The sequence below is a fragment of the Agromyces zhanjiangensis genome (genome assembly GCF_040496055.1).
GTDB classification, from domain to species: domain Bacteria; phylum Actinomycetota; class Actinomycetes; order Actinomycetales; family Microbacteriaceae; genus Agromyces; species Agromyces zhanjiangensis.
Genome location: NZ_JBEPKB010000004.1, coordinates 59,847 through 85,687, shown reverse-complemented (window position 1 = coordinate 85,687; position 25,841 = coordinate 59,847). Strand labels below are relative to the sequence as shown.

At 70.9% G+C, this 25,841-nt stretch carries 27 protein-coding genes and 1 pseudogene; 16 read left to right on the top strand and 12 right to left on the bottom strand.

The genetic code is table 11. From position 1 onward, the window contains the following. Window positions 1-326: 326 nt before the first annotated feature. From ABME02_RS09510 to ABME02_RS09480, 7 genes are all read left to right on the top strand, one after another. Window positions 327-1,094 (top strand): hypothetical protein, encoded by a 768-nt coding sequence (locus ABME02_RS09510; protein ID WP_353815057.1) that lies wholly within the window; start codon window positions 327-329, stop codon window positions 1,092-1,094. 316 nt (window positions 1,095-1,410) lie between these two features. Continuing rightward, on the top strand, window positions 1,411-1,797 hold the full coding sequence (gene rpsF / locus ABME02_RS09505) for a 30S ribosomal protein S6 (RefSeq protein WP_353815056.1): 387 nt from the start codon (window positions 1,411-1,413) through the stop codon (window positions 1,795-1,797). Window positions 1,798-1,802: 5 nt separating this feature from the next. Next, entirely contained in the window at window positions 1,803-2,321 is a 519-nt protein-coding gene (locus ABME02_RS09500; protein ID WP_353815055.1) for a single-stranded DNA-binding protein, read from the top strand. A 72-nt stretch (window positions 2,322-2,393) separates the two neighbouring features. Then, window positions 2,394-2,654: a 30S ribosomal protein S18 gene (rpsR, locus tag ABME02_RS09495; protein ID WP_067947514.1), complete on the top strand. Its 261-nt coding sequence runs from the start codon at window positions 2,394-2,396 to the stop codon at window positions 2,652-2,654. Between the two features lie 11 nt (window positions 2,655-2,665). After that, a complete protein-coding gene (gene rplI, locus ABME02_RS09490; protein ID WP_353815054.1) occupies window positions 2,666-3,118 on the top strand; it encodes a 50S ribosomal protein L9 in 453 nt (150 codons plus the stop codon). 490 nt (window positions 3,119-3,608) lie between these two features. Next, on the top strand, window positions 3,609-4,982 hold the full coding sequence (gene dnaB / locus ABME02_RS09485) for a replicative DNA helicase (RefSeq protein ID WP_353815053.1): 1,374 nt from the start codon (window positions 3,609-3,611) through the stop codon (window positions 4,980-4,982). Between the two features lie 171 nt (window positions 4,983-5,153). Beyond that, a complete protein-coding gene (locus ABME02_RS09480; protein WP_353815052.1) occupies window positions 5,154-5,504 on the top strand; it encodes a hypothetical protein in 351 nt (116 codons plus the stop codon). A gap of 12 nt (window positions 5,505-5,516) precedes the next feature. On the opposite strand, the gene ABME02_RS09475 is transcribed toward ABME02_RS09480, so the two are convergent. The 4 genes from ABME02_RS09475 to ABME02_RS09460 all read right to left on the bottom strand — a co-directional run bounded on the left by ABME02_RS09475 (window position 5,517) and on the right by ABME02_RS09460 (window position 8,464). Further along, window positions 5,517-5,888 (bottom strand): hypothetical protein, encoded by a 372-nt coding sequence (locus ABME02_RS09475; RefSeq protein WP_353815051.1) that lies wholly within the window; start codon window positions 5,886-5,888, stop codon window positions 5,517-5,519. 106 nt (window positions 5,889-5,994) lie between these two features. Further along, window positions 5,995-6,438, bottom strand: coding sequence for a hypothetical protein (locus ABME02_RS09470; RefSeq protein ID WP_353815050.1), 444 nt, complete (start codon window positions 6,436-6,438; stop codon window positions 5,995-5,997). 73 nt (window positions 6,439-6,511) lie between these two features. Next, window positions 6,512-7,975, bottom strand: coding sequence for a multicopper oxidase family protein (locus ABME02_RS09465; protein WP_353815049.1), 1,464 nt, complete (start codon window positions 7,973-7,975; stop codon window positions 6,512-6,514). Window positions 7,976-7,978: 3 nt separating this feature from the next. Further along, window positions 7,979-8,464, bottom strand: a complete 486-nt coding sequence (locus ABME02_RS09460) for a hypothetical protein (RefSeq protein WP_353815048.1) — start codon at window positions 8,462-8,464, stop codon at window positions 7,979-7,981. An 87-nt stretch (window positions 8,465-8,551) separates the two neighbouring features. Here ABME02_RS09460 and ABME02_RS09455 point away from each other — a divergent pair, with 87 nt between their 5' ends. After that, window positions 8,552-9,178, top strand: a complete 627-nt coding sequence (locus ABME02_RS09455; RefSeq protein WP_353815047.1) for a TetR/AcrR family transcriptional regulator — start codon at window positions 8,552-8,554, stop codon at window positions 9,176-9,178. Here the strand turns inward: ABME02_RS09455 and ABME02_RS09450 are convergent. Then, on the bottom strand, window positions 9,165-10,097 hold the full coding sequence (locus ABME02_RS09450) for a redoxin domain-containing protein (RefSeq protein WP_353815046.1): 933 nt from the start codon (window positions 10,095-10,097) through the stop codon (window positions 9,165-9,167). The genes ABME02_RS09455 and ABME02_RS09450 overlap by 14 nt on opposite strands. Between ABME02_RS09450 and ABME02_RS09445 the strand changes: the two are divergent. Further along, window positions 10,039-10,569, top strand: a pseudogene (locus tag ABME02_RS09445) (DnaB-like helicase C-terminal domain-containing protein); the annotation flags it as partial. The gene ABME02_RS09450 and the pseudogene ABME02_RS09445 sit on opposite strands and share 59 nt — an antisense overlap. Window positions 10,570-10,717: 148 nt before the next feature. On the opposite strand, the gene ABME02_RS09440 reads toward ABME02_RS09445, so the two are convergent. From ABME02_RS09440 to ABME02_RS09425, 4 genes are read right to left on the bottom strand one after another with little or no spacing between them, the layout of a single operon-like run. Then, window positions 10,718-11,065 carry a GntR family transcriptional regulator gene (locus ABME02_RS09440; protein ID WP_353815045.1) on the bottom strand — a complete coding sequence of 116 codons (348 nt, stop codon included), beginning with the start codon at window positions 11,063-11,065 and terminating at the stop codon, window positions 10,718-10,720. A 58-nt stretch (window positions 11,066-11,123) separates the two neighbouring features. Beyond that, window positions 11,124-11,495, bottom strand: coding sequence for a hypothetical protein (locus ABME02_RS09435; protein WP_353815044.1), 372 nt, complete (start codon window positions 11,493-11,495; stop codon window positions 11,124-11,126). Window positions 11,496-11,555: 60 nt separating this feature from the next. Beyond that, a complete protein-coding gene (locus ABME02_RS09430; RefSeq protein ID WP_353815043.1) occupies window positions 11,556-12,854 on the bottom strand; it encodes an FAD-dependent oxidoreductase in 1,299 nt (432 codons plus the stop codon). Window positions 12,855-12,891: 37 nt separating this feature from the next. Further along, window positions 12,892-14,238, bottom strand: a complete 1,347-nt coding sequence (locus ABME02_RS09425; RefSeq protein ID WP_353815042.1) for an aspartate aminotransferase family protein — start codon at window positions 14,236-14,238, stop codon at window positions 12,892-12,894. 165 nt (window positions 14,239-14,403) lie between these two features. Here ABME02_RS09425 and ABME02_RS09420 point away from each other — a divergent pair, with 165 nt between their 5' ends. After that, entirely contained in the window at window positions 14,404-16,362 is a 1,959-nt protein-coding gene (locus tag ABME02_RS09420; RefSeq protein ID WP_353815041.1) for an FAD-dependent monooxygenase, read from the top strand. Between the two features lie 9 nt (window positions 16,363-16,371). Here the strand turns inward: ABME02_RS09420 and ABME02_RS09415 are convergent, their stop codons facing one another. Continuing rightward, on the bottom strand, window positions 16,372-17,088 hold the full coding sequence (locus ABME02_RS09415) for an IclR family transcriptional regulator (protein ID WP_353815040.1): 717 nt from the start codon (window positions 17,086-17,088) through the stop codon (window positions 16,372-16,374). Between the two features lie 116 nt (window positions 17,089-17,204). On the opposite strand from ABME02_RS09415, the gene ABME02_RS09410 reads away from it, so the two are divergent. The 5 genes from ABME02_RS09410 (at window position 17,205) to ABME02_RS09390 (ending at window position 22,732) form a co-directional block, all read left to right on the top strand. Beyond that, window positions 17,205-18,398, top strand: a complete 1,194-nt coding sequence (locus tag ABME02_RS09410; RefSeq protein ID WP_353815039.1) for an adenylate/guanylate cyclase domain-containing protein — start codon at window positions 17,205-17,207, stop codon at window positions 18,396-18,398. 219 nt (window positions 18,399-18,617) lie between these two features. Then, on the top strand, window positions 18,618-20,180 hold the full coding sequence (locus ABME02_RS09405; RefSeq protein ID WP_353815038.1) for a Re/Si-specific NAD(P)(+) transhydrogenase subunit alpha: 1,563 nt from the start codon (window positions 18,618-18,620) through the stop codon (window positions 20,178-20,180). Window positions 20,181-20,273: 93 nt separating this feature from the next. After that, window positions 20,274-21,689 carry a Re/Si-specific NAD(P)(+) transhydrogenase subunit beta gene (gene pntB / locus ABME02_RS09400; RefSeq protein ID WP_353815037.1) on the top strand — a complete coding sequence of 472 codons (1,416 nt, stop codon included), beginning with the start codon at window positions 20,274-20,276 and terminating at the stop codon, window positions 21,687-21,689. 156 nt (window positions 21,690-21,845) lie between these two features. Then, entirely contained in the window at window positions 21,846-22,451 is a 606-nt protein-coding gene (locus ABME02_RS09395) for a DUF308 domain-containing protein (protein WP_353815036.1), read from the top strand. Continuing rightward, window positions 22,448-22,732: a hypothetical protein gene (locus tag ABME02_RS09390; protein WP_353815035.1), complete on the top strand. Its 285-nt coding sequence runs from the start codon at window positions 22,448-22,450 to the stop codon at window positions 22,730-22,732. Before ABME02_RS09395 ends, ABME02_RS09390 begins: the two co-directional genes overlap by 4 nt. Before the next feature lie 178 nt (window positions 22,733-22,910). Here ABME02_RS09390 and purB read toward each other — a convergent pair whose 3' ends face one another. Then, complete coding sequence (gene purB / locus ABME02_RS09385; RefSeq protein WP_353815034.1) at window positions 22,911-24,296, bottom strand: adenylosuccinate lyase; 1,386 nt, start codon at window positions 24,294-24,296, stop codon at window positions 22,911-22,913. After that, window positions 24,293-24,820, bottom strand: a complete 528-nt coding sequence (locus ABME02_RS09380) for a low molecular weight protein-tyrosine-phosphatase (protein ID WP_353815033.1) — start codon at window positions 24,818-24,820, stop codon at window positions 24,293-24,295. The genes purB and ABME02_RS09380 overlap by 4 nt, the downstream gene beginning before the upstream one ends. A gap of 92 nt (window positions 24,821-24,912) precedes the next feature. Between ABME02_RS09380 and ABME02_RS09375 the strand changes: the two genes are divergently transcribed. Further along, window positions 24,913-25,806, top strand: a complete 894-nt coding sequence (locus ABME02_RS09375; RefSeq protein WP_353815032.1) for an aminoglycoside phosphotransferase family protein — start codon at window positions 24,913-24,915, stop codon at window positions 25,804-25,806. The last annotated feature ends 35 nt before the right edge of the window (window positions 25,807-25,841 follow it).

Genomic DNA, 25,841 nt, shown 5'->3' with positions numbered 1-25,841 from the left:
GCGGGAGCCATGTCCTCGAGCCGGCGCGAAACGACCCCCTTGGAACTGCGCACCCGCCCTCCACGGGCGAGAACGGCGGCGAGCCACGCCCAGATCGTGAGATGTCGGGGTCGGTCGGGGCGCGAGCGGACAGGCTCCCTTCCGTGCGCAGACTCCCACTCGGATTCGTCCGATCGTCCGGCCATGGAGTCACCAGTGGGCGGACGCTCCAACGTGACGTCGCATCGGGGCACCTTCGGAGCATCCGCGCGGGCGTCGTCACCGGGCGCGTCGAGTGGCAGAGGGCCTCCGACCTGAGCCGATACCTGATGCGGGTCGGGGCCGTCGTGAACACCAGGAGGCACCGCGTCGTCCTGACCCACGAGGCAGCGGCCGCGATCTGGGGCATCCCGCACCTGGGCCGGCTGCCGGATGTGGTGGACCTCGCCGATTCCCGCGGGACCACGCCGCGCTCGAGGAACGGCGTGCGCTGGCGTCGCACGCCGTTCGAGCCCGACGAGGTCGTGGAGATCGGAGGTCACCTGGTCACCGGGCTGACGCAGACGTTGATCGATCTGGCATGCTCGCGCGACTTCCTCGGCGCGGTGACGGCGTTGGACGCGGCGCTCAACGGCCGTGTCGGAGCCGAGTTCCCGGTCGACCGCAGCGCACTCGTCGAGGTCCTCGGGCGCCACCGCCGGGTGGGTTCGTCCGCCGCGGCGGACGCGATCGCATTCGCCGACGGCCGAGCCGAGTCCGTGGGGGAATCCCTCAGCCGGGCCCAGATGCACCTGCTCGGCTTCCCGAACCCGGCCCTGCAAGCCGTGTTCCCCCGCCTCGACGGCGGGATCGATCGAACCGACTTCGACTGGCCGGAGTTCGCTCTGTTCGGCGAGTTCGACGGAGACCTCAAGTACCTCGACCCGGCATATCGTTCGGGCCGCACGATCGAACGCGTCATCCTCGACGAGAAGAAGCGGTCGGACCGGATCCGGAGTCGGTACCGACGCTCCGAGGTGCGGTGGGACTGGTCCGTCGCGCGTTCGCCGGCGCGACTCCGCGCCCTCCTGCTCGATGCGGGACTCCCCGTCCTCCGTCCGGCGCGATCCGCGTGAACTCCCGGGGTCATATCGCGACGAATCGTGCCGGTGCGCGGCGGGCGGATGTCGCGAAAGGACCCCCGCTGCGCGGGGCACGCGACGGGCGGAGGGGCACGCGGCGGGCGGAGGGGCGCGGAGCGGGGAGGCGCCGAGCGGGCGCAGACGGGCGGGCGGGGAGGCTGGGCTGATGCGAATGGCGCTTGGAGGCGGCATCCGTTACGATGTCAAGGTTGTCTGCGTGCCCGAGTCCGGGCCTCCGCAGTACGACGCATGTACACCCTCCTGTCACAGACCGTCTGTGACCGCTGAGTCCGAAGGAGGTGGGTCTGTCATGCACCAGTACGAGCTGATGGTCATCCTCGATCCGTCGATCGACGAGCGCACCGTTGCTCCCAGCCTCGACAAGTTCCTCAACGTCATCCGCAAGGACGGCGGCACCGTCGACAACGTCGACATCTGGGGCAAGCGTCGCCTGGCGTACGAGATCGACAAGAAGTCCGAGGGCATCTACGCCGTCGTCGACTTCACCGCCGAGTCCGCGACCACCAACGAGCTCGACCGCCAGCTGAACCTCAGCGAGGCCGTCATGCGAACCAAGGTGCTCCGTGCCGAGGAGGCGATCGCCCAGGTCGCCGCCGTGAAGAAGGCCGAGGAGGCGAAGGCCGCCAAGAAGGCCGCCGCCGCCGCCGCGAAGGCCCCCGCCAAGAAGGACGCCTAGTCCCCATGGCCGGCGAGACCGTCATCACCGTGGTGGGCAACCTCACCGCCGACCCCGAGCTGCGCTACACGCAGAGCGGGCTGGCTGTCGCGAACTTCACGATCGCGTCGACGCCCCGCACGTTCGACCGTCAGGCGAACGAGTGGAAGGACGGCGAGGCCCTCTTCCTCCGTGCGAGCTGCTGGCGTGAATTCGCCGAGCACGTCGCGGGGTCGCTCACCAAGGGAACCCGGGTCATCGCTTCCGGACGTCTCAAGCAGCGCTCCTACGAGACGAAGGAGGGCGAGAAGCGCACCTCCATCGAGCTCGAGGTCGACGAGATCGGCCCGAGCCTGCGCTACGCCACCGCGTCCGTGACGCGCGCCCAGTCCAACCGCGGCGTCGGCAGCGGAGGCGGCTCCTACGGGGGCGGCCAGCAGTCGTCGGACGACGCGTGGGCGCCGAGCGCTCCCGCCCAGTCCTCGGGCGGCGGCGACGTCTGGAACACCCCGGGCACCAACTACGGCGACGAGACGCCCTTCTAGGCCGTCAGGCCGGCGACGGATGCCACGCGGCATCCGCTCGCACCAGAAACTCACACACGACAGGAAAGAACCATGGCTGGAAAGAGCAGCGGCGACCGCCGCAAGCCTCGCGGCGGCAAGGGCGCGAAGAACGCCGCCCCCGCGAAGTCCGTCAAGGTCGGCGTCATCGACTACAAGGATGTCGCGACCCTTCGGAAGTTCATCTCGGAGCGCGGCAAGATCCGCGCCCGTCGCATCACCGGTGTCTCCGTGCAGGAGCAGCGCCTCATCGCCCGCGCCGTGAAGAACGCGCGCGAGATGGCGCTCCTGCCCTACTCGGGCTCCGGCCGCTAAGGAGCACGGAAATGGCAAAGATCATCCTCACGCACGAGGTCTCCGGTCTCGGTGAGCCCGGCGACGTGGTCGAGGTCAAGAACGGGTACGCCCGCAACTACCTCGTCCCCCAGGGCTTCGCGACCCCGTGGACCCGTGGCGGCCAGAAGCAGGTCGACCAGATCAAGGCCGCGCGCGCTGCGCGCGAGCTGCACTCCCTCGAGGACGCGCAGGCCCTCAAGGCCAAGCTCGAGTCGACCAAGGTCAAGCTGGCCGTCAAGGCCGGCCTCGGCGGCCGCCTCTTCGGCTCGGTCAAGCCCGCGGACGTCGCGTCGGCTGTCGCCGACGCCGGCCTCGGTGAGATCGACAAGCGCAAGGTCGAGTTCACCGCTCCGGTGAAGTCGGTCGGCGACCACGAGGTCACCGTCAAGCTGCGCGACGAGGTCACCGCGACGATCACCCTCCAGGTGGTCGCGGCGAAGTAATCGCTTCCGACGCACACGACGACGCGGCGGTGGGCTGAGGCCCCCGCCGCGTCGTCGTGTTCGGGGGTGCCGAGGGATGCAATACACCCGCTGCGAGGGTGGCCGCAAGTCCGCACTTTGGGGTGCTGTCCTCAGGTTTGTACACAGGTGGGTCGATCACGCCGTTGGAAAACGGAAGAATTTTCCCCCCACAGGTGTGGATTCTAGAAAACCCAGATCAGAGGCGAATTCAGTCGATGTCATTCACAAGATTTCCACAGTTCTCCACAGGGCCTGTGCACATGTTCTGCGGCGTTTCGCCCACGTCCTCCACAGAGTTATCCACAGGTCGGCTTGTGCTGTGGGAACCCCTTCCTTATGGTGAGTCAGTCTCCTTCGGAATGACGCCGTGAACGGGCCCCGCCAACGCCGTTCGACGAGGTGTCGGGGGGTCCGGCGAGACTGGTCGCGGGGCAATGGATGGTGCCCTGCGGGCGAGCGGAGGTAGGAATTGTCGATCGCGCACATCGGGATCGCCGAACCCGTCGACGAGTCCGAGGCCCGCCGTGGCGAGCGCACTCCGCCGCACGACCTGCTCGCGGAGCAGAGCGCGCTCGGCGGCATGATGCTGTCGAAGGACGCGGTGGCCGACGTCATCGAGACGCTCCGCGGCATCGACTTCTACGTGCCGAAGCACGAGGTCGTCTTCAACGCCATCCTCTCGCTGTACTCGCACGGCGAGCCGACCGACGTCATCGCGGTCACCGATGAGCTGACGAAGACCGGCGAACTGCAGCGGGCCGGCGGCGTCGAGTACCTCCACACGCTCACGAGCCTCGTGCCGACCGCCGCGAACGCCGGCTACTACGCCTCGATCGTCGCCGAGCGGGCGCTGCTGCGTCGCCTCGTCGAGGCGGGCACGCGCATCGTGCAGATGGGCTACGCGGGCGAGGGCGAGGTCGTCGAGCTCGTGAACAACGCCCAGGCCGAGATCTACTCGGTCACGGGCTCGGTCGAGAGCGAGGACTACGTCCCGCTGACCGACGCGATCGGCACCGCGATCGACGAGATCGAGGCCGCGAAGCACACCGACGGAAAGATGACCGGCGTGCCGACCGGGTTCGCCGACCTCGACGACCTCACCAACGGCTTCCACCCGGGGCAGATGATCATCGTCGCCGCGCGTCCCGCGATGGGCAAGTCGACGCTGGCGCTCGACTTCGCGAGGTCTGCGGCGATCACGCACGACCTGCCCACGATCTTCTTCTCGCTCGAGATGGGGCGCAGCGAGATCGCCATGCGACTGCTCTCGGCCGAGGCCTCCGTGCCCCTGCAGAACATGCGCAAGGGCACCGTGGACACGCGCGACTGGACGACCATCGCCTCGACGCGCGGCCGCATCAACGACGCGCCGCTCTACATCGACGACTCCCCCAACATGACGCTCGTCGAGATCCGCGCGAAGTGCCGGCGGCTCAAGCAGCGCGTGGGCCTCAAGATGGTGGTCATCGACTACCTGCAGCTCATGACGAGCGGCAAGCGCGTCGAGAGCCGCCAGCAGGAGGTGTCGGAGTTCTCGCGGGCGCTGAAGCTCCTCGCCAAGGAGCTCCAGGTGCCGGTGCTCGCACTGTCGCAGCTCAACCGTGGCCCCGAGCAGCGCGCGGACAAGATGCCGGCGCTCTCCGACCTCCGCGAGTCGGGCTCGATCGAGCAGGACGCCGACATGGTGGTCCTGCTCCACCGCGAATCGGCCTACGAGCGCGACAGTCCGCGCGCGGGCGAGGCCGACCTCATCGTCGCAAAGCACCGCAACGGCCCGACGCGCACCGTGACCGTGGCGTTCCACGGGCACTTCTCGCGGTTCGCCGACATGGTCCAGGTCTAACCCGGCTGCCCCCACCGCGCGCGGCCCGTCCCCGACGGGCCGCGCGCACCGGTCCGGTCGGCGCCCGGACGCGATCGCGGTGTGTCGATCGGCCGTCGGTTCCGGGTGCTGCCATGCTGATCGCGCGAACGGGCGCGGTGGCCCGTGCCTGCGGCCGGAAAGGCGGCGACGATGCCCAAGATGCAGCTGAAGCCCGACGGAACGCCCTCGGAGGCGACCGGCCGCCGGAAGACGGCGGCGCGCGTCCTGTTCTCGGTGGCGGCCGCGGTGGCACTCCTCGCGACCGTGCTCTACATCGCCCCGGGCGATCGGGTGGGCTTCGACGTCGGCGAGCTGACACGCCAGCGCACGTCAGCGCTGGCGCACGCGGCGATGTGGGCGAGCCTCACCGCGAGCTTCGTCGTCGCGGCGATCCGCGGCGCCTGGAGCACGGTGTCGACGGTGTTCGCCCTGATCGCCGGCGCATGCTTCGTCTACTTCCTGTACGCGGTCTACTTCTGGGGCGGCGCCTGGCCTTGGTAGCGACGCGCGATCTCAGCGCATGCCGCGGAACCGCGCCGCGCCGACGATCAGCGCGAGCGCGCCGCCGATCGCCGTGACGAGCGGCACCGCCGCAACGGCGAGGGCGATCGTGTTCGCCCGGAAGCGCAGGCCGTCCGGACCGTTGATGTACGCGCCGATGGGCACGGAGAACCCGCCACCACCGCCGCCGCTGCCTTCACCGTGGCCTGCGACGGCCCTGCCGGCCTCGGGCATCTCGCCCGAGCCCTCACCGCCGCCGAAGCCGAACACGACGAATGCGACGGGCACGGCCTCCTGGCCGTCGATGCTCGTCTTGTCGCCGTAGGCGACGCGTGCGCCCCACGAGGGGACCGATTCCGCGAGGTTCTCGATGAGCTTCCCCATGCGAACGACGGTACGCGCGATCTGCCGCGCGACCAGAGTGGGAGGACGATCGTGGACGACAGCCATCGGATCAGAACTGCTTCCGCCCCTCGTCCTCGGCGGCGCGTCAAACGGCCGCGCTCGCGCTCGATGGCTTCGCGAACACCGCGGGAATCGACAGCGCGAGGCCGACGACCGCCAGGGCGACGAGCCCGAGACCGAACCAGCCGAACGCCTGCTGGTTGTCGGTCGAGAAGAGCCCGAGTATCCCGGGCAGCATGTAGAGCGGCACGATCCACATCGCGAACCACGCCCACCGCTGCCCGGTCCGCAGGCCGAAGACGCAGACGAGGACCGCGAACGCGCCGACCGCGACGGTCCCGGAGAGGTTGGAGGAGTCCGCCATCTCCCACTGGGTCGCGACCGTCGGGTAGGCGCGCTCGAGTTCCGCCCAGGGCACTCCGGTGTCCGCTGAGAACGTCGCTCCGGTGTCGCCCACCAGCTGTGCGGCGCCCGCAAGCAGTTGGATCGCCGCGACCACGAGCACCATGATCCAGCCGACCTGTCGCATGATCTTCCCCTTCCCCAGGTGCCCGTGGCGTCTTCGGGACGGATGGCGCACGGGCGTCGGCATCCGCCATCGGTCACTCTGGTTCGTTCCCGTGTCCTCCGCCGAGCAGGAAGGGCGTTCGCACGCCGGTGTACATGAGGTGGGTGATGAGCCCGTCGGCGGCGTGCTGCAGATTGTGGCAGTGGTCCATCCAGATGCCCGGGTTGTCCGCGGTGAAGACGACCTCGTAGGCCTCGCCGGGTTGGACGTCGAGGCTGTCCGTCCACCATGGCGCTCCGTGGGCCGGCACGCCGTTCCGGCTCAGCACGAGGACGTGATGGCCATGCAGGTGCATCGGATGGACCTCGCTCGAGCGATTCTCGATGGTGACGCGGACGAGATCGCCCTCCGAGACGACGAAGATGGGGACGTCCGGATAGATGCCGCCGTTGATGGTCCACCACATCCCCGGACGACCGTCCGAGTATGCGAGCCTGCGATCGATGATGTATCGGAACTCCCGGTCGGGAGCGGCGAGGAGCGCGGGGTCGACGGCGGCCGGGGTTCCGTAGCCCAGCAGGTCCACCCGTCCGACCGGCACGCGGACCGCTGCCGGCGCCCGGTCTCCGAGGACGAGCCCGAACGGCCCTCCGAGGTGGACGCGGACGCCTCCAGCTGTCGGCGTGATCGACAGGTCGGCGCGCCCGCCGGCGGCGAGCACGAGCGCCTCTCCATCGATCGCCATCGGTCCGTTGATCTCGTTCCCGTCGATGGCGAGGATCTGGTACGGGGCGCCCGTCCAGATCGTGAGTGGGCCGCTGTCGGTGTTCACGACGCGCGCCCGGACGCTCGACGCGCCGTCGACGGGCACGACGGCATCGCCGTCGTGCCCGTTGACGGTGCGCACGCCGTTGTAGATGTGGGCGATCGCAATGACGTCCGGCGTGGTGTCGGGTGCAGCGGGCTCGATGATGATCGCGCCGAAGAGCCCGCGCCGCACCTGCTCGTGGGAGACCTGATGCGAGTGGTACCAGAAGGTGCCAGCCTGGTGCGAGATGAATCGGTACGTGTACGACTCGCCCGGGCGGACGGCGTCCTGCGTGATCCCCGCGACGCCGTCGGCGGCGTTGGGCACGTCGATGCCGTGCCAGTGCAAGGTTGCACCACGCGGGACTGACTCGTTCACGAGCGTGACCTGGAGGAGTTCACCGACCCGCATGCGTATGGTCGGACCCGGTGTGGTCCCGTTGAGCGTGTACGCATCGATGCGCCGGCCGCTCGGCAGTGCGTACGTCTCGGCGCGCGCGACGAGGGTGACCTCGACGTCCGGTTCGCGCGTCGTGCCTTCGGCGAGGGTCGTCACGCTCGCCCCCGTATCGTGGTGACCCTCCGCGAGGGGCGGCCCGCCGCCGGGGTCGGGGTAGCCCATCTCCATCGCCGACACGGTGTCGGCGCGAAGGCTCGCCCACCAGGACCACGCCAACGGAGCGATCGCGATCAGGATCGCGAGCAGGGCGATGCGTCGCAGCCACCGGTTCCTTCGCGAGGACGCGGCCATCGCTTATCCGGAGACCGGCGTCGCGTCGGCATCCTGCGCGGCCGACTCACGGCGCTGCAGCTTGATCCGCCGGCCCATGCGCACCGCGGCGAGCGTGGCGACCAGGAGGATCGCAAGCGCGTTCATCCCGTGGACGAGTCCGGCGGCTGGAAGCTCCGGCCCCCAGAACCCGAGCTGGGTCTGCAGCACGATGAGTGCGAGGACGACGCCGGCGAGGATCATCGCCACTCGATCGCGCGTGAAGAACGACACGATGAGCAGCGCGAGCCCGACGGCTGGGATGACGATGATCCCGTTGAGCGAATGCGCGGCGATCCCGAGCTCCTCGGGGAAATGCGGGTCTCCGCGTTCGGCGAGCACGGCCGCATCGAGGTACGCCCCGTCGTTGATCCATCGGAACATCCCCGAGACGAACCAGGCGATCGCTCCCGCTTGCAGGACGACCAGCGTCGCGAGGAGATAACCGAGCATGCTGTACGTCCGTTGCATGATCATCACTCCATTAGTTGACGATGACTCAATTTAGCAAGTGATGAAGAAATATTGAAGTATCACTACAGCAAGTACCATGGGCTCATGGCAAACGAGCGCGCATCGAGGCCGAGCTTGCGCGAACTGCAGAAGGAAGCCGGCCGCGCGCACATCGCCGACGCGGCAGGGGTGCTGTTCCTCGAGGAGGGGTACGCGAAGACGACCGTCCGCGATGTGGCCCGTGCGGCGGGCGTGGCCGAGGGGACGATCTACAACCTCTTCGGCGACAAGGCGACCCTGCTCCTCGAGTCGTTGAAGCGGCGTGTTCCGCCCGCCATGCACGATCTCGAGGCGGTCAGTTCCCAGATGGACGCCGCCACGAGCGGTGAGGAGGTCATCGATCGGTTCGTCGAGCACGACCTCGACGTCGCGATGCAGGCGACCGGCATGGTCCGGCTCATGCTCGAGGCCGCGGCCATCGATCCCATCGTCGCCGAGCACTGGCGTCATCAGGAGGAGTTCCGCTACGAGAGCCAGCAGTGGGTGCTCGACGTCCTGGCTCGCCGAGGATGGCTGCGGACAGATCGACCGAGGGATGAGCTCGCCCGATTCCTGTGGATGACCGTTTCGCCCGAGACCTGGGTGAAGGTGATGGACAGCGGAGTCCCCGCCGGCCCGCTGCACGCATGGAAGGCGGAGACGCTGAAGGCCGTGCTCCTCACCCGAACGTGAACGAGTACGCCGTCACTCCGGTGGGGACCTCGACGACGAGCTCGCCGTCACCGACGTCCGATCCGTCGTGCACGACGTACGAGCGCGGCACGCCGCCGACGTCGATCCGTCGGGTCCCTCCGCCCTCGTGCACCACGATCGTGCCGGTGCCCGAGAGCACCATGCGGACCTCCGCGGCCGTGTACCGCAGCCGGATGGCGCCGTCGGCGACGGGCGCGATCGACTGGGTCTCGAGCGACCACTCCCCCTCGAGCGCGAACGAGTCCGCCGGCTGCGCCTCGGGCAGCGCGAACGTGCTCGTCGATCGACGGTAGGGCTCGTCGCCGGCGAAGGTCACCTGCTTGGTGGTGCCGAGGAACGTCTCGGCGGTGAGCGCGCCGGCGTCCGGCGTCTCGTCGGCGACATCCGTCGGCTCGGGCAGCGCGACGGCCGGGTCGGCCGAGCGCAGCAGCTCGCGGATCAGGCGCTCGGTGCGGTCGTAGTGTCCTTCGCCGAAGGCGACGTGCCGGACGGTGCCGTCGGCGTCGATGAGGTAGTGCGCCGGCCAGTAGCGGTTGCGGTAGTTCGTCCACGTCGAGAGCGAGTAGTCGAGAGCGACCGGGTACTCGATCCCGAACGCGTCGGCGCCCGCCGCGACGTTCCGGGCCTCCTTCTCGAAGGCGTACTCGGGCGAGTGGACTCCGATGACGGTGAGCCCGGCGTCGCGGTACGCCTCGTCCCACGCGACGACGTGCGGGATGGAGCGCTGGCAGTTGATGCACGAGTAGGCCCAGAAGTCGACGAGGACGACGCGGCCGCGCAGGTCGTCGAGGTCGATCGACTCGCCGCCGGGGGTGTTGAGCCAGGCGGAGATGCCGCGGACCGGGTTCGCCGACCTCGACGACCTCACGAACGGCTTCCACCCGGGGCAGATGATCATCGTCGCCGCGCGTCCCGCGATGGGCAAGTCGACGCTGGCGCTCGACTTCGCGCGGTCTGCGGCGATCACGCACGACCTGCCCACGATCTTCTTCTCGCTCGAGATGGGGCGCAGCGAGATCGCCATGCGACTGCTCTCGGCCGAGGCCTCCGTGCCCCTGCAGAACATGCGCAAGGGCACCGTGGACACGCGCGACTGGACGACCATCGCCTCGACGCGCGGCCGCATCAACGACGCGCCGCTCTACATCGACGACTCCCCCAACATGACGCTCGTCGAGATCCGCGCGAAGTGCCGGCGGCTCAAGCAGCGCGTGGGCCTCAAGATGGTGGTCATCGACTACCTGCAGCTCATGACGAGCGGCAAGCGCGTCGAGAGCCGCCAGCAGGAGGTGTCGGAGTTCTCGCGGGCGCTGAAGCTCCTCGCCAAGGAGCTCCAGGTGCCGGTGCTCGCGCTCTCGCAGCTGAACCGAGACCGCGGCGTTCCACGGGCACTTCTCGCGGTTCGCCGACATGGTCCAGGTCTAACCCGGCTGCCCCCACCGCGCGCGGCCCGTCCCCGACGGGCCCGCGCGCGTGACTCCCGTGACCCGCTCTCGGCGTCGGCGCCGGCGTGGACGCTCAGCCCAGGCCGCGGATGATCTCGATGAGTTCGTCGAGCCGGTAGCCGTGGCGGCGCGCGTACTCGACGAGTTCGCGCGAACGGCGCACCACCTCGCCTCGCTCGGGCGAGGCGGCCACCGAGATGCCGCGGCCCCTGCGGAACTCCAGCAGGCCCTCGTCGCGCAGGGTCCGGAGCGCGCGCAGGACCGTGTTGACGTTGACATCGAGGACTGCGGCGAGATCCTTGGCGGGGGGAAGCCGATCACCGGGTCGTGCCTCGCCGTCGGCGATCGCTCGGCGGATCTCACCGGCGACCTGCTCATGCAGGTCGACGGGTCCTGACTTGTCGACTTCGAGGTTCACCATGGTGATAGTGATGCTATCATCATCTGAGCAGGGAAGCTCGGTCGACCGGCGAGGCCCGTCAGCGGATGCCGCGGAAGCGCGCCGCGCCGACGATCAGCGCCAGCGCCCCGCCGATCGCGGAGACCAGGGGGACCGCGGCCACCGCGAGGGCGATCGTGTTCGGTCGGAAGCGGAGGCCGTCCGGGCCGTTGAGGTACGCGCCGATCGGCACGGCGAACCCGCCCCCGCCGCCCCCGCTGCCCTCGCCGTGACCGGCGAGCGGCTTGGCGCCCTCCGGCATGTCGCCGGAGCCTTCACCGGCGCCGAACCCGAAGACGACGAAGGCGACGGGCACCGCCTCCTGTCCGTCGATGGTCGTCTTCTCGGCATAGGCCACGCGCGCGCCCCACGCGGGCACCGATTCCGCAAGGTTCTCGATGAGCTTCCCCATGCCTCGACCGTACGCGCGTTCGCGGCGAGCGGCCAGATCGATCGGGCGGAACGACTCGGCTCACGAGGTCGCGTCGCCGAGCGGGCCCAGCAGGTCGCGCACCACGGCCCTCCCGACGCGGTCGCCGGAGACGAGCGCGCCCTGGATCGACGCGGTGTCGCGGTGGTCGCCCGCGACGTACCGCCCGTCGTCCACGCGCGCGGGCCGCCGTGTCCGCAGCGGCGGGGGCTGCACCGGAAGGGCGTCGTGCAGGTCGTCGCGTCGGAGCAGGCGCCAGCCGGAGGCATCCGTCGACCAGACCTCGGACAGCTGACGGCGAACGTCGGCCTCCTGCGGTGCGGCGGCGGGATCCGTCCGGGCGGCGGGTGGGAGGAGGGCGGTGGCCGCGACGAGATGGCGCCCCGATGGGGCGGAGCGCGGCACGGTGTGCGAGAGCACCACGGCGTTCACGACCGGGCCGTGGCGGCGACCGTCCACGGCGAGCATGGCCGATGCGGTGGGTGCGCCGTCGGCGGCGAACCACCAGGTCTGGAGGCCGCGGGTCGTGGGTGCGGGCACGTCGATGAGGCCGGCGACCGCCTCGGGACCGACTGCGACGACGACTGCGGATGCTGCGACGCGCGAGCCGTCGGCGAGGTCGACGTGCACCCGTCCCGCCGGCCCGCGCGGTCCGACCCGCTCGACGACCGTCCCCGTGCGCACGACGGCTCCCGCCTCGCGCGCCGCCTCGGCGAGCTGTGCCGGGAGCGCGCCGATGCCGGCGGCGGGCAGGCCGGGCGCGCCGAGCGCGAACATCCGCATCAGCAGGCGGGCGAAGGCGTCCGACGTGTCGCCGCGGTCGTCGGCGAGGACCCCTGCGAGGAACGGCTCGAGCACCTCGGTTCGGAGCGGCCCGTGCAGTCCGGCGCGGTCCCAGGCCATCCGGAGCGAGCGATCCGGCCCGGCGATGACCGATCGTGGCCGGACCATGACCGGCGCGAGCCACCGCGAGACGGCGACGAGGTCGCGGGCCGGGACCAGCCCGCTGCGCAGGGTGCGGGGCAGGGCTCCGGGGTGCCGGAGGGGGTGGGCGAGCTCGACGAGGCCCTCCGTGCGGCGCACCTGCACGCCGACCGGGAAGCGTCGGAGGTCGAGTGCGTCGACGTCGACCCAGCGACGGACGGCCGGGTACGCGGGGTTCAGCACCTGGAAGCCGCGGTCGAGCCGGAACCCGTCGAACTCGTCGGTGCGCTGGCGTCCGCCGACCGTGTCGGCGGCCTCAAGCACGGTCACGCCGAGGCCGGATGCCGCGACCCGGGCCGCGCAGCGCAGGCCGGCGAGGCCCGCGCCGACGACCACGACGTCCGTCTCCTCCGACACCCCCACCTCCAGCACCGCCTTCCGGTCGCGGTCGCGGTCAGCCGAGCAGCTCCCGGGAGACCTCCCCGATCGCACGGTCCAGGATCTCGACGCCGAGGTCGATCTCCTCGTCGGTCGAGGTGAGGGGCGGCGCGATCCGGAACGTCCCGCCCATGCCCCGCAGTTGCACGACGTTCATGTGCAGGCCGAGTTCCAGGCAGCGGCGGGTGACGCCGACGCCGAGCTCGTCGGAGCCCTCCTTCGTCTCCCGGTCGAGCACCAGCTCGACGCCCTGCAGCAACCCGCGCCCGCGCACGTCGCCGACGACTCCGTGCCGATCCTGCAGGTCGAGGAGCCCGGTGCGTAGGCGGTCGCCGAGTACGCGCGCCCGCTCGTCCATCCGCTCGCGCTCGAGCACGTCGAGCACGGTGTTGCCGACCGCCGCCACGAGCGGGTCGGAGACGTGCGTCGTGAAGAACAGGAATCCGCGGTCGGCGGCCTCGGCCTCGATCTCGGTGCTCGTGACGACGGCGGCGAGCGGAAGGCCGGCGCCGAGCGTCTTCGACAGCGTGAGGATGTCGGGCACGACGCCGTCGCGCTCGAACGCATACCAGGTGCCGGTGCGGCACATGCCGGTCTGCGCCTCGTCGAGGATCAGGAGCATCCCCCGCTCGCGGCACTTCTGCTGCAGCGCGGCGAGGTACCCGGGCGGCGGCTCGATGATGCCGCCGGAGCTCAGGATGGGCTCGACGATGCACGCCGCGAGGCTGCCGACGGACTGCGCGTCGACGAGGGCGAACGCGTGGTCGAGCTGCTTCCGCCAGTCGAACCCCCCGTCGGGCGTCGTGAAGTCCGGGCGGTACGCGTTCGGGGTGGGGATGGCGAAGTTGCCGGGCGCCGTCGGGCCGTAGCCCTTGCGTCCCGAGCTGTAGGTCGCGCCGGCCGCCGCCGCGGTCATGCCGTGCCACGATCCGGCGAACGAGACGACCTCGTGCCGGCCGGTGACGAGCTTCGCCATCCGGATCGCGGCCTCGTTCGACTCGGCGCCGGTCGTGAGCAGCAGCACCTTCTCGAGCGGGTCGGGCAGCGAATCGGCGAGGCGTCGCGCCAGGTCGACGACCGGGCGGGAGAGCATGCCGCTGAACAGGTGGTCGAGCGTCGCCACCTGGCGCTGCACGGTCGCCACGATCTCGGGGTGGGCGTGGCCGAGGATCGAGCTCATCTGGCCGGACGTGAAGTCCAGCAGCCGACGGCCGTCCTCCGTCTCGACCCAGCTCCCCTCGGCTCGCACGATGATCTCCGGCGTGAACCGGCCGCCGTAGCGGACGAGGTGCCGGTCGACGTCGGACCAGAAGGCGTCGGGGGCGGTTCCGGTGCGGGACGGGGAGGATTCGGCGAGCGACATGACGTGACGCTAGCCCATGGACCCCGAGGCATCCAGAGCCGGGGCGGATGAGCGGCGCTTGTGCGGGAGCCCGACCCGGCCTACCATGTCCTCGCGCGATAATCGAAATTCCCATTCGATTATCGAATGCAACGACTCGCACCACAACGACGTGAGGAGCACCACGTGCAGTTCCACCACCATGGCTACGTATCCGGCGACCCCCGGGTGAAGCCCGCTGCCGGGGTCGGCATCGACCGCCCCGAGGAACTGCCCGGCGAGGTCGACGTGCTCGTCGTCGGATCGGGCCCGGCCGGCATGCTGCTCGGCGCGCAGCTCTCGCAGTACCCCGACGTCGTCGCCCGCGTCATCGAACGCCGTGACGGGCGACTCGTGCTCGGCCAGGCCGACGGCATCCAGCCGCGCAGCGTCGAGACGTTCCAGGCGTTCGGGTTCGCCGAACGCATCATCGCCGAGGCCTACAACATCGGCTACATGAACTTCTGGGGCCCCGACCCGGCCGACCCGACGAAGATCATCCGCACCTCCCGCACCGAGGACTACGGATACAAGATCAGCGAGTTCCCGCACCTCATCGTCAACCAGGCGCGCGTGCTCGACTACTTCGCCGAAGCCGCCGCGAACGGGCCGGGGCGGATCGTGCCCGATTACGGCATCGAGTTCACCGGACTCACCGTGCACGACGAGGGCTCCGACGCCGCGGGCGAGTACCCCGTCGAGGTCCGGGTGCGGTACACCGCCGGGGAGCGCGCGGGCGAGGAGCGCACCGTGCGCGCCAAGTACGTGGTGGGCAGCGACGGCGCCCGCAGCGGCGTCCGCGAGGCGATCGGCCGCAAGCACGTCGGAGGCATCTCGGCGCACGCGTGGGGCGTCATGGACGTCGTGGTGAACACCGACTTCCCCGACTGGCGCACGAAGTGCGCGATCAACTCCGCCGCGGGCAACATCCTGCACATCCCCCGCGAGGGCGGGTACCTCTGCCGCATGTACATCGACCTCGGCGAGGTGGCCGACGACACCCACGAGGTGCGAAAGACGCCGATCGAGACGATCATCGCCAAGGCGAACGACATCCTGAACCCGTACACGCTCGACGTGCGCAACGTCGCCTGGTTCAGCGTCTACGAGGTCGGGCATCGGGTCACCGACCACTTCGACGACCGCGAAGAGGGGGCGGATGCCGCACCGCGGGTGTTCCTCACCGGCGACGCGTGCCACACGCACAGCGCGAAGGCCGGGCAGGGCATGAACGTCTCGATGCAGGACGGCTTCAACCTGGGCTGGAAGCTCGGCTCGGTCGTCACCGGCCTGGCACCGGCCGACCTGCTCGCGACGTACTCGTCGGAGCGGCAGCCGGTCGCGCAGCAGCTGATCGACTTCGACCGCGAGTGGTCGTCGCTCATGGCGCGCAAGCCGGAGGAGATCTCGGACCCGCAGGAACTGGCGAAGCACTACCTCGGCACCGCCGAGTTCCCGTCGGGCTTCATGACGCACTACGGCCCGTCGATGATCACCGGCGACGCCGAGCACCAGGCGCTCGCCACCGGCTTCCCGATCGGCATGCGCTTCAAGTCCTCGCCGGTGTCGCTCGTGTGCGACGGGAACGTGGTGCACCTGGGCCACCATGCGCGAGCCGATGGACGGTGGCGGATCTACGCGTTCGCGGACGCGCCCGCGGCCGGCGAGGCATCCGCTCTCACCGACTGGGCCGAGTGGATGTCGTCGCCCGACGCCCCGCTGACGCGGTACACGCCCGACGGGGTCGACGTCGACGCCGTGTTCGACGTCAAGGTGGTCTACCAGCAGCCGCACGAGGACGTCGAGATCATGGCGGTGCCTGAGGTGTTCCGGCCGAGGACGGGGCCGTTCGCGCTCATGGACTGGGAGAAGGTGTTCGCGGCCGGGCCGAGCGCCTGGTGCCCCACCGACATCTTCGACGAGCGGGGCATCTCGCGCGACGGCGTCGTCGTCGTGGTGCGGCCCGACCAGTACGTCGCGCACGTCCTGCCGCTCACGGCGACCGACGAGCTCGCGGCGTTCTTCGAGCAGCACCTGCTGCCGCAGCGCGCGCTGCCGGATGCCCCGGTCGAGGCGACCATCGACGGCGACCTGGTCAGCCGCTGACGACGACGCTCAGGCCCCGTAGCTGCGGGACACCGCGCGCGCCGCAGCGGTGAGCCGCGCGGCGATCTCGGCCTCGGGTCGCGGCATCGAGACGTGGATGACCGCGATCGCCGCGGGCGGCTGCCCCGGCAGCGTGAGCGGCACGGCGACCGACCTCAGCGACGGCACGACCTCGTCGTGGCTCAGGGCGTAGCCGCGGGCGCGGCTCTCGGCGATCTCGGCGCGCAGCTCATCGGGGACGTCGACCGGCCACGAGCTCTCGGGCATGGCGAGCAGGATCGCCTTGCCGGGACCGCCGCGCGTGATCGGATGCCGATGCCCCGGCCGGTAGGAGACGACCGTCATGGTCTGGCGGGGCGCCGCGCTCAGCAGCGTGACCGCCTCCTCGTTGTCGGCGAGCACGGCGATGAGGCAGGTCATGCCGAGCTCGTTCGCGACCTCGGTGAGCTCGGGCAGGGCGACCTGCTGGAGGTCGCGCGCGACGCCGGCGGCGAGGGCTGCGAGCCCCGTGCCGAGCGCGAGCCGGCCCGCCGCGTCGCGCGCGACGAGCGTGTGCTCCTCGAGCGTGCGGACGAGCCGGTACGCGACCGAGCGGTGCAGGCCGAGCGCGGCCGCGACCTCGTCGATGGACAGGTTCCGCTCGGCGTCGGCGAGCACCTCGAGCACGCGGATGCCGCGGCTCAGCGTCTGCGATCCGGTGGCCGCGGCCGGCTTCGCTGCGTCCACGTCGATCCTCCGTCGCCTCGCCTGCCCGAGCGGATGACGCGGGCACTCGGTCGATAGTAGAACGCGGCTCGCGGAATCCGAACAGTCCCGGGGCTTCCGCGAGTAGGCTGACCGGCGTGAGCGGGTTCTCACGCGAGGAGGCGGCCGAGCGCGCCGGGGTCGACGTGACCTACGTCGACCGCCTGGTGGGGCTCGGCATCGTCGCGCCCGACCGTGACCGCTTCTCGACGGGCGACGTTCGCCGCATGCTCATGGCCCGGTCGCTCGAGGACGCCGCGATCCCGCTCGAGCGACTCGCCGCCGCCATCGAGCACGGCGCGCTCTCGCTCGGGTTCTTCGACGCGGAGGCCTACGAGCGCTTCGCCCCGCTGACCGGGGAGACCTTCCAGCAGGTCAGCGAACGCACCGGGGTGCCGCTCGACCTCCTGACGACGATCCGGGAGGCGATCGGGTCGCCGCTGCCATCACCCGACGACCTGGTGCGCGAGGACGAGATGGCCGTCGTGCCGTTCCTCGAGCTCCAGATCGTCGAGGGCTTCCGCCCGTCGGCCATCGAGCGCCTCCTCCGCGTGCAGGGCGACAGCACCCGCCGGATGGCGGAGGCCGAAGGCGCGTGGTGGAACTCCGAGGTGGTCGAGCCGGCGATCGCCGCCGGCAGGTCGGCCGACGACATCGCCAACCCGGAGTTCGCCGACCGCAGCGCGCCGCTCGCGGAGCGGGCGATGCTCGGGCTCTACCACGCCCAGCAGGCGCGGGCGTGGACCTCGAACATCATCGAGGGCTTCGAGGTGCTCATGGCGAAGGCCGGCATCCACAGTCACCTCGAGCGCCCGCCGGCGATCTGCTTCTTCGACATCACGGGCTACACGCGGCTCACGCAGGAGCGCGGCGACGAGGCCGCGGCCGACCTGGCCGCCACGCTCGCGCGGCTCGTGCAGCGCGGGTCGGTGCGGTACGGCGGCAAGCCCATCAAGTGGCTCGGCGACGGCGTCATGTTCCACTTCCGCGATCCCGGTCCGGCCGTCCGCGCCGGCCTGGAGATGGTCGACGAACTGACGACCGCCGGCCTGCCTCCGGCCCATGTCGGCCTGCACACGGGGCCGGTCCTCTTCCAACAGGGTGACTACTTCGGGCAGACCGTGAACCTCGCGTCGCGCATCGCCGACTACGCGCGACCGGGCGAGGTGCTCGTGACGGAGGCGGTCGCCGAGGCCGGCGGCGAGGAGGGCATCGTCTTCCGCGACGTCGGCCCGGCCGAGCTCAAGGGCGTGTCGGAGTCGATGCACCTCTTCCGGGCGGAGTTCGCCTGAGCGGCGCCCGCGCCCGCGCACTTTCCGGAACGCGAAAGAATGCCCGGTCTTTCCCGGTCATGCGCCCCGAAACATGGAGTCACCGGCATCCGTGGACCTAAAGTGATCGCGTGCAGCACCGTCGCCGCTCCGGCCCCACCGGACGACGTGCTCGCACGGACCCGTCCACGAGGTGCCGCATCGCATCGACTGACGGTCGAGCGATGAGAGGGAGTACGCATGACGCGCATCGGCGTCGTCACCGAGCAGGGCTCGGAGACCCGGGTCGCCGCCACGCCGGCGACCGTGAAGCAGTTGATCGGACTCGGCTACGAGGTCGTCGTCGAGGCGGGAGCGGGCGAGCGATCGTCGTTCCCGGATGACGCCTACGTCGCGGCGGGCGCGGGGCCCGTGACCCGTGATGCCGCCTTCGCGAGCGACATCGTCCTCAAGGTGAACCAGCCGGCACCCGAGGAGATCGCCGCACTGTCGCCGGGGACGACGCTCATCGGCCTGCTGAGCCCGGCACTGCGCCCCGACCTCGTCGAGGCGCTCGCCGCCCGCGGCGTCACGGCGCTCGCGCTCGACGCGGTCCCGCGCATCTCGCGCGCGCAGTCGATGGATGTGCTGAGCTCCATGGCGAACATCGCCGGCTACCGTGCCGTCGTCGAGGCCGCGCACGAGTTCGGTCGATTCTTCACCGGCCAGGTCACGGCCGCGGGAAAGGTGCCGCCGGCGAAGGTGCTCGTCGCCGGTGCCGGCGTCGCCGGCCTCGCGGCGATCGGCGCGGCATCGAGCCTCGGCGCCATCGTGCGCGCGACCGACCCGCGGCCCGAGGTCGCCGACCAGGTGAAGTCGATCGGCGGCGAGTACCTGAAGGTCGAGGTGGAGGTCGAGCAGTCGACCGACGGCTACGCCAAGGCGACGAGCGAGGCGTACGACCGGCGCGCGGCCGAGATCTACTCCGAACAGGCGCGCGATGTCGACATCATCGTGACGACGGCGCTGATCCCGGGTCGCGCGGCGCCGAGGCTGATCACGGCGGCGGATGTCGCGAGCATGAAGCCCGGCAGCGTCATCGTCGACATGGCTGCGGGCCAGGGCGGCAACGTGGAGGGCTCGGTCGCGGGCGAGCGCATCGTGACGCCGAACGGCGTGGTGATCCTCGGCTACACCGACCTCGCGTCGCGGCTGCCCGCGCAGGCGTCGCAGCTCTACGGCACCAACCTCGTGAACCTCGTCAAGCTCCTCACGCCCGGCAAGGACGGCGAGCTCGTCATCGACTTCGACGACGTCGTGCAGCGCGCGGTGACGGTCGTGCGCGACGGCGAGACGATGTGGCCGCCGCCGCCCGTGCAGGTATCGGCCGCCCCGGCTCCTGCGGGTGCGAGACCGACGGATGCCGCGGCATCCGCCGCAGGCCCGAAGCCGAAGCGCACGCTCTCGAAGGGCGGTCGCGCCGCCCTCATCGGAGTCGGCATCGCGGCACTGTTCCTCGTCAACGCGATCGCGCCGGCGCCGCTCCCGCAGCACTTCACGGTGCTCGCCCTGTCGATCGTCGTCGGTTTCTACGTGATCGGAAAGGTCGCGCACGCGCTGCACACGCCGCTCATGAGCGTCACGAACGCGATCTCGGGCATCATCATCGTCGGTGCGATCCTGCAGGTGACGAGCGACGTCCCGGTCGTCCAGGTGCTCTCGGCGGTCGCCATCCTCCTGGCGAGCATCAACATCTTCGGCGGCTTCGCCGTCACGCGGCGCATGCTCGGCATGTTCGCCAAGGGCGACCGGACGACGACGTGATCGCGATCTCCCGGCCCGGCCCGGCTTCCCCCCACGTGGCCCCCGCGCCCGCCACCGCGACCCTGATGACGACGTTCCCGAGGAGCCCCCAGCGTGCCTGAGACCCTGATCACCCCCGCCTCGGTGGCGGGTGCCGCGTACCTGGTCGCGGCCCTGCTGTTCATCCTGAGCCTCGCGGGCCTGAGCAAGCACGAAACCGCACGTGCCGGTGTCGGCTACGGCATCGGCGGAATGGCCATCGCGCTGGCCGCGACCATCTGGGTGACCGTCCAGGGTGCCTGGGGCGACCCGGCCGCCACGGTCGGCCTCATCCTCCTCGCCGTCGCCGTGCTCATCGGCGCCGCCATCGGCCTCTGGCGCGCCCGCGTCGTCGAGATGACCGGCATGCCGCAGCTCATCGCCCTGCTGCACAGCTTCGTCGGCCTCGCGGCCGTGCTCGTCGGCTGGAACGGCGCGCTCGCCGAACCGCACCTCGAGGGTGCGCTGCTCGACATCCACCACGCCGAGGTGTTCATCGGCGTCTTCATCGGTGCGGTGACCTTCACCGGATCGATCGTGGCCTTCCTGAAGCTCTCGGCGCGCATGAAGTCGGCGCCGCTCGTGCTGCCCGGCAAGAACGTGATGAACCTCGGCGCCCTGGTCGCGTTCGTGGTGCTGACCGTCTGGTACGTGATCACGCCGGAACTCTGGCTCCTCGTCGTCGTGACCGCGCTCGCGCTCGCGCTCGGCTGGCACCTCGTCGCCTCCATCGGCGGCGGCGACATGCCGGTCGTCGTGTCGATGCTGAACAGCTACTCGGGCTGGGCGGCCGCGGCCGCGGGCTTCCTGCTGAACAACGACCTGCTCATCGTCACGGGTGCGCTCGTCGGCTCCTCGGGTGCGTACCTGTCGTACATCATGTGCCGCGCGATGAACCGCTCCTTCATCTCGGTCATCGCGGGCGGGTTCGGCATCGAGGCGCCCTCGAAGTCCGACGACGACCTCGGCGAGCACCGCGAGATCGTGGCCGAGGATGCCGCCGAGATGCTGAAGAACGCCTCGAGCGTGGTCATCACGCCCGGGTACGGGATGGCGGTCGCCCAGGCGCAGTACCCCGTCGCCGAGCTGACGGCGAAGCTGCGCGAGCGGGGCATCGACGTGCGCTTCGGCATCCACCCCGTCGCCGGCCGGCTGCCCGGGCACATGAACGTGCTGCTCGCCGAGGCGAAGGTGCCCTACGACATCGTCGAGGAGATGGACGAGATCAACGACGACCTCGCGGCGACCTCGGTCGTGCTCGTCATCGGCGCGAACGACACCGTGAACCCGGCCGCAGCTGAGGACCCGGGCAGCCCGATCGCGGGCATGCCGGTGCTGCGGGTCTGGGAGGCCGACAACGTGATCGTGTTCAAGCGGTCGATGGCGTCCGGCTACGCCGGCGTGCAGAACCCGCTGTTCTTCCGCGACAACGCGCAGATGCTGTTCGGCGACGCGAAGGACCGGGTCGAGGACATCCTGAAGTCGCTCTGACCGCGCCGCCCCGGTCGGTGACCGGCTGAGACGGTGGCGGATGCCGCGGCCCGCGTCGCGGCATCCGTCGTCGTCCTGCGTGATGCGCGGCGCCCAGCATCCTCTCGATGAGCGCCCGCGTAGGATTGAACGGTTCCCCAGTCGAAAGAGGTCGCCGTGGCCGATGCCCGCGATGCCGCGCCCGAGCGCGCAGGCGCCTGGCTGCTCCCGGTGACCCGCGGAGCGCTCGCGATCCTCCCATCCGTGGTGATCACCTTCTCGCAGGACCACTCCGCCGCACTCGGCCTCGCCGTCTTCGGCTGGTGGGCCATCGTCGTCGGCGTCGTCGTGGGGGCGCTCTCCGCGCGTCTCGTGGCCGATCGCACGGCGCGATGGACCTTCGTCGCGAACGGCGTGATCACGGCTGCCGCGGGCCTCGTCGCCCTCCAGCTCGCCGAAACCCCCTCGTCCGGTGTCGCCGTGTTCACGTACGCGGTCGCCGTCTGGGCCGCCGTCACCGGCATCCTCGAGGTCTTCGCCGGGATCCGCGCGCGCGGCCGCGTCGCCGCAGCGCGCGACTGGCTGGCCGTCGGCGGGCTCACCGCCGTGCTGGCCCTCGTGTTCGTCCTCCTCCCGCTCGATCCCGTCACCGCGGTGGGCCTCTTCGGCGCCTACCTGGTCGTGACCGGCGTGCTGCTCGTGATCGGCGGGTTGTCGTTGAAGTGGGCCGCAGCGGAGCGCACGGGCTCCGGCGACGCGGCATCCGGATCGGAGCGATCGTGACCAACTCACCCGACGGCGGCTACCGCCCCAGCCGGCGCGACGTGCTGCGGCCCGTCGAGTACGTCGGCGGCGCCGCCATCGCGGCGGCGTTCACTGCGTTCATCGTGCTGTTCGGCACGCGCGACTGGACCCTCACGCTGATCACGCTCGGCGGCGTCTTCATCATCGTGCTGATGGTGCTCGCGCTGCTCTCGATGGCCGTGAAGCCGAACGCCGGCGAGCACGGCGACGGCACGGGCGGCGACTCCGAGCGTCGCCAGGGCGGCGACTCGGCGCACTGAGCGCTCGCCCGCAGCCGCCGCGCGCGCCCGCCCACGCGCGCCCGCCCACGCGCGGCGCCCGTGCACGGTTCGAGTGCGATTTCCGGGGTGGAGTGCCGTTTGAAACCGCGCTCCACCCCAGAAATCGGCCGTGAGCGTCAAGGGGGCGTGAGCGGCCGGAGCGCGGGCGCGGGCGCTCCTAGCCCTGCAGGCGGTCCACCAACTCGTCGGCGATGCCGGTGTAGGTCGCGGGCGTCAGCGCGAGCAGGCGCTGCTTCGCATCGTCGGAGATGTCGAGGTCGCCCACGAACTCGGCGAGCTCGGTCGCCCCGACGCGCTTGCCGCGCGTGAGCTCCTTGAGCAGCGCGTACGGGTCGGCGATCGACGATCGGCCGGCGGCCACCTCGGCGCGGATCACCGTCTGGATCGCCTCGCCGAGCACCTCCCAGTTGCCGTCGAGGTCCTCGAGGAGGAGCGCGCGGTCGAGGTCGATCTCGCCGAGGCCGCGGAGGATGTTGTCGAGCGCGAGCATCGAGTGCCCGAAGCCGACGCCGATGTTGCGCTGCGAGCTCGAGTCGGTGAGGTCGCGCTGCAGGCGGCTCGTCACGAGCGTCGCCGCCAGCGAGTCGAGGACGGCGCTCGAGAGCTCGAGGTTCGCCTCGGCGTTCTCGAACCGGATCGGGTTCACCTTGTGCGGCATGGTCGACGAACCCGTCGCGCCGGCGGCCGGGATCTGGCGGAAGTAGCCGAGCGAGATGTAGGTCCAGACGTCGGTCGCGAGGTTGTGCAGCACGCGGTTCGCGTGCGAGACGCGGCCGTAGAGCTCGGCCTGCCAGTCGTGCGACTCGATCTGGGTGGTGAGCGGGTTCCACGTGAGGCCGAGCGATTCGACGAACTCGCGCGAGACCGTGGGCCAGTCGACGCCGGGCGCCGCGACGACGTGGGCCGAGAAGGTGCCCGTCGCACCCGAGAACTTGCCGAGGTACTCGGTCACCTCGACCTGGCGGAGGATGCGCTCGAGGCGGTACGCGACGACCGCGAGTTCCTTGCCCATGGTCGTCGGGGTCGCCGGCTGCCCGTGCGTGCGGGAGAGCATCGCGGCGTCGCGGTGCTCCTCGGCGAGGCCGATGAGCTTCGCGATGACCGCGCGGTACTTCGGCAGCCACACCTGTGCGACGGCGTCGCGCACCGTGAGCGCGTAGGAGAGGTTGTTGATGTCCTCGCTGGTGCACGCGAAGTGCGTGAGCTCGGCGAGCTCCGAGAGGCCGAGCGCGTCGAGCCGGCCGCGCACGTAGTACTCGACCGCCTTGACGTCGTGGCGCGTGGTCGCCTCGAACCGTGCGAGCTCGTCGATGTCGGCCTGGCCGAAGTCGTCGACGACCGCACGGAGGGCGCGCTTCGCCTCGTCCGCCAGCGGGCTCGTGCCGAAGAAGCCGCGGTCGGTCTGGGCGATCAGCCACTCGATCTCGACATGCACGCGCGCCCGGTTGAGGCCCGCCTCCGACAGGTGCTCGCCGAGTTCGCCGACGGCGGCGCGGTAGCGCCCGTCGAGCGGGCTGAGCGGCTGGGGAGGCAGCGAAGTCATCGGTTTCCTTGTCTGAGAGCCGGCGCGAGTTGCCGGAAGAGCGCCTGAGTCGACCGCTCTATCATCCCAAGAACCCGATCGAACGTCGCATCGTCGCTGTAGTACGGGTCTGGGACGTCCTGCAGCGCCGCGAGCTCGGCGTCGAACTCGAGCAGCAGGCGCACCTTGTGCGCGTCGACCGGGGTGCGCGCCCAGTTCCGCAGCACGCGCGATTGGCCGCGGTCGAACGCGACCACGAGGTCGAGCCTCGGGAAGTCCTCGGGGTCGAACTGTCGCGCGCGGTGGCGGCTGCCGTCGTACCCGGCGCGCTCGAGCGCCCCGAGGGTGCGATGGTCGGCCTGCTCCCCCACGTGCCAGTCGCCGGTCGCCGCGGACTCGATCTCGAGCCGGTCGGAGATCCCCGCGCGTTCGGCGAGGGCGCGCAGCACGACCTCCGCCATCGGAGACCGGCAGATGTTGCCGGTGCAGACGAACGAGACACGGAAGCGCTGCGCGGATTCCCCGGCGGGCTCCGCAGGCGTCATGGAACCCTATTCTGGACCGAATCCGGGTGCGGGAACAGAGCGGGATCGGGTGCGGGTATCGACTCCGCGCCGACCGGGGAGGGGAGGCGGCCGTGACGGATGCTCCGCCGCCCGACTTCCACGTCGACGAGGCGCTCGCCGCGCGCCTCGTGGCCGCGCAGCACCCCGACCTCGCAGGCGAGGTCCGCCTGGCGGCGAACGGCTGGGACAACGTCGTGTTCCGCCTCGGCGACGACCTGGCGATCCGCGTGCCTCGGCGCCGCGAGGCGGTCGAGCTCATGCGGAACGAGCAGCGGTGGCTTCCCGAGCTCGCCCCGTACCTGCCCGTCGCCGTGCCCGTGCCGGTGCGCAACGGCAGGCCGGCGCCCGAGCTCGGCTACGACGCGCCGTGGAGCATCGTGCCGTGGTTCCGGGGCGAGAGCGGGCTCGCGTTCGACGCCCGGACGCGCGGGGTCGCCCTGAACGGACTCGCGGCGTTCGTCGCCGAACTCGGGGCGACCCCGACGCCCGCGGACGCCCCGCGCAGCGCGTGGCGCGGCGTGCCGCTCGCGCGGCGGGACGACGACGTCCGCGCCCGGCTCGCGGGTGGACGGGTCGCGGACGCCGCGCTCCTGGTTCCGGTGTGGGAACGCGCGCTCGCGGCATCCGCCTGGTCGGGCCGGCCCGTCTGGCTGCACGGCGACCTGCACCCGCACAACCTGCTGCTCGCGCCGTCGGGGGCGCTGATCGCCGTCGTGGACTTCGGCGACCTCGCCGCCGGCGACCCGGCGACCGACCTCGCGACCGCGTGGCTGACCTTCGACGCCCGCGCCCGCCGGATCTTCCGCGCCGAGCTCGAGGCACGCCGGGGCGTCGACGAGGCGACGTGGGATCGGGCCCGCGGCTGGGCGATCGTGATCGCGTCGGCGGTCGTCGACCGCCTCGGGCCGTCGGGGAGGTTCGGCCGGGTGGCGTCGTACGCGCTCGAGCAGGTGCGGATCGACTGACGGGGCGGTGGCGCGGTTCGCACGAGCGGGGCCGG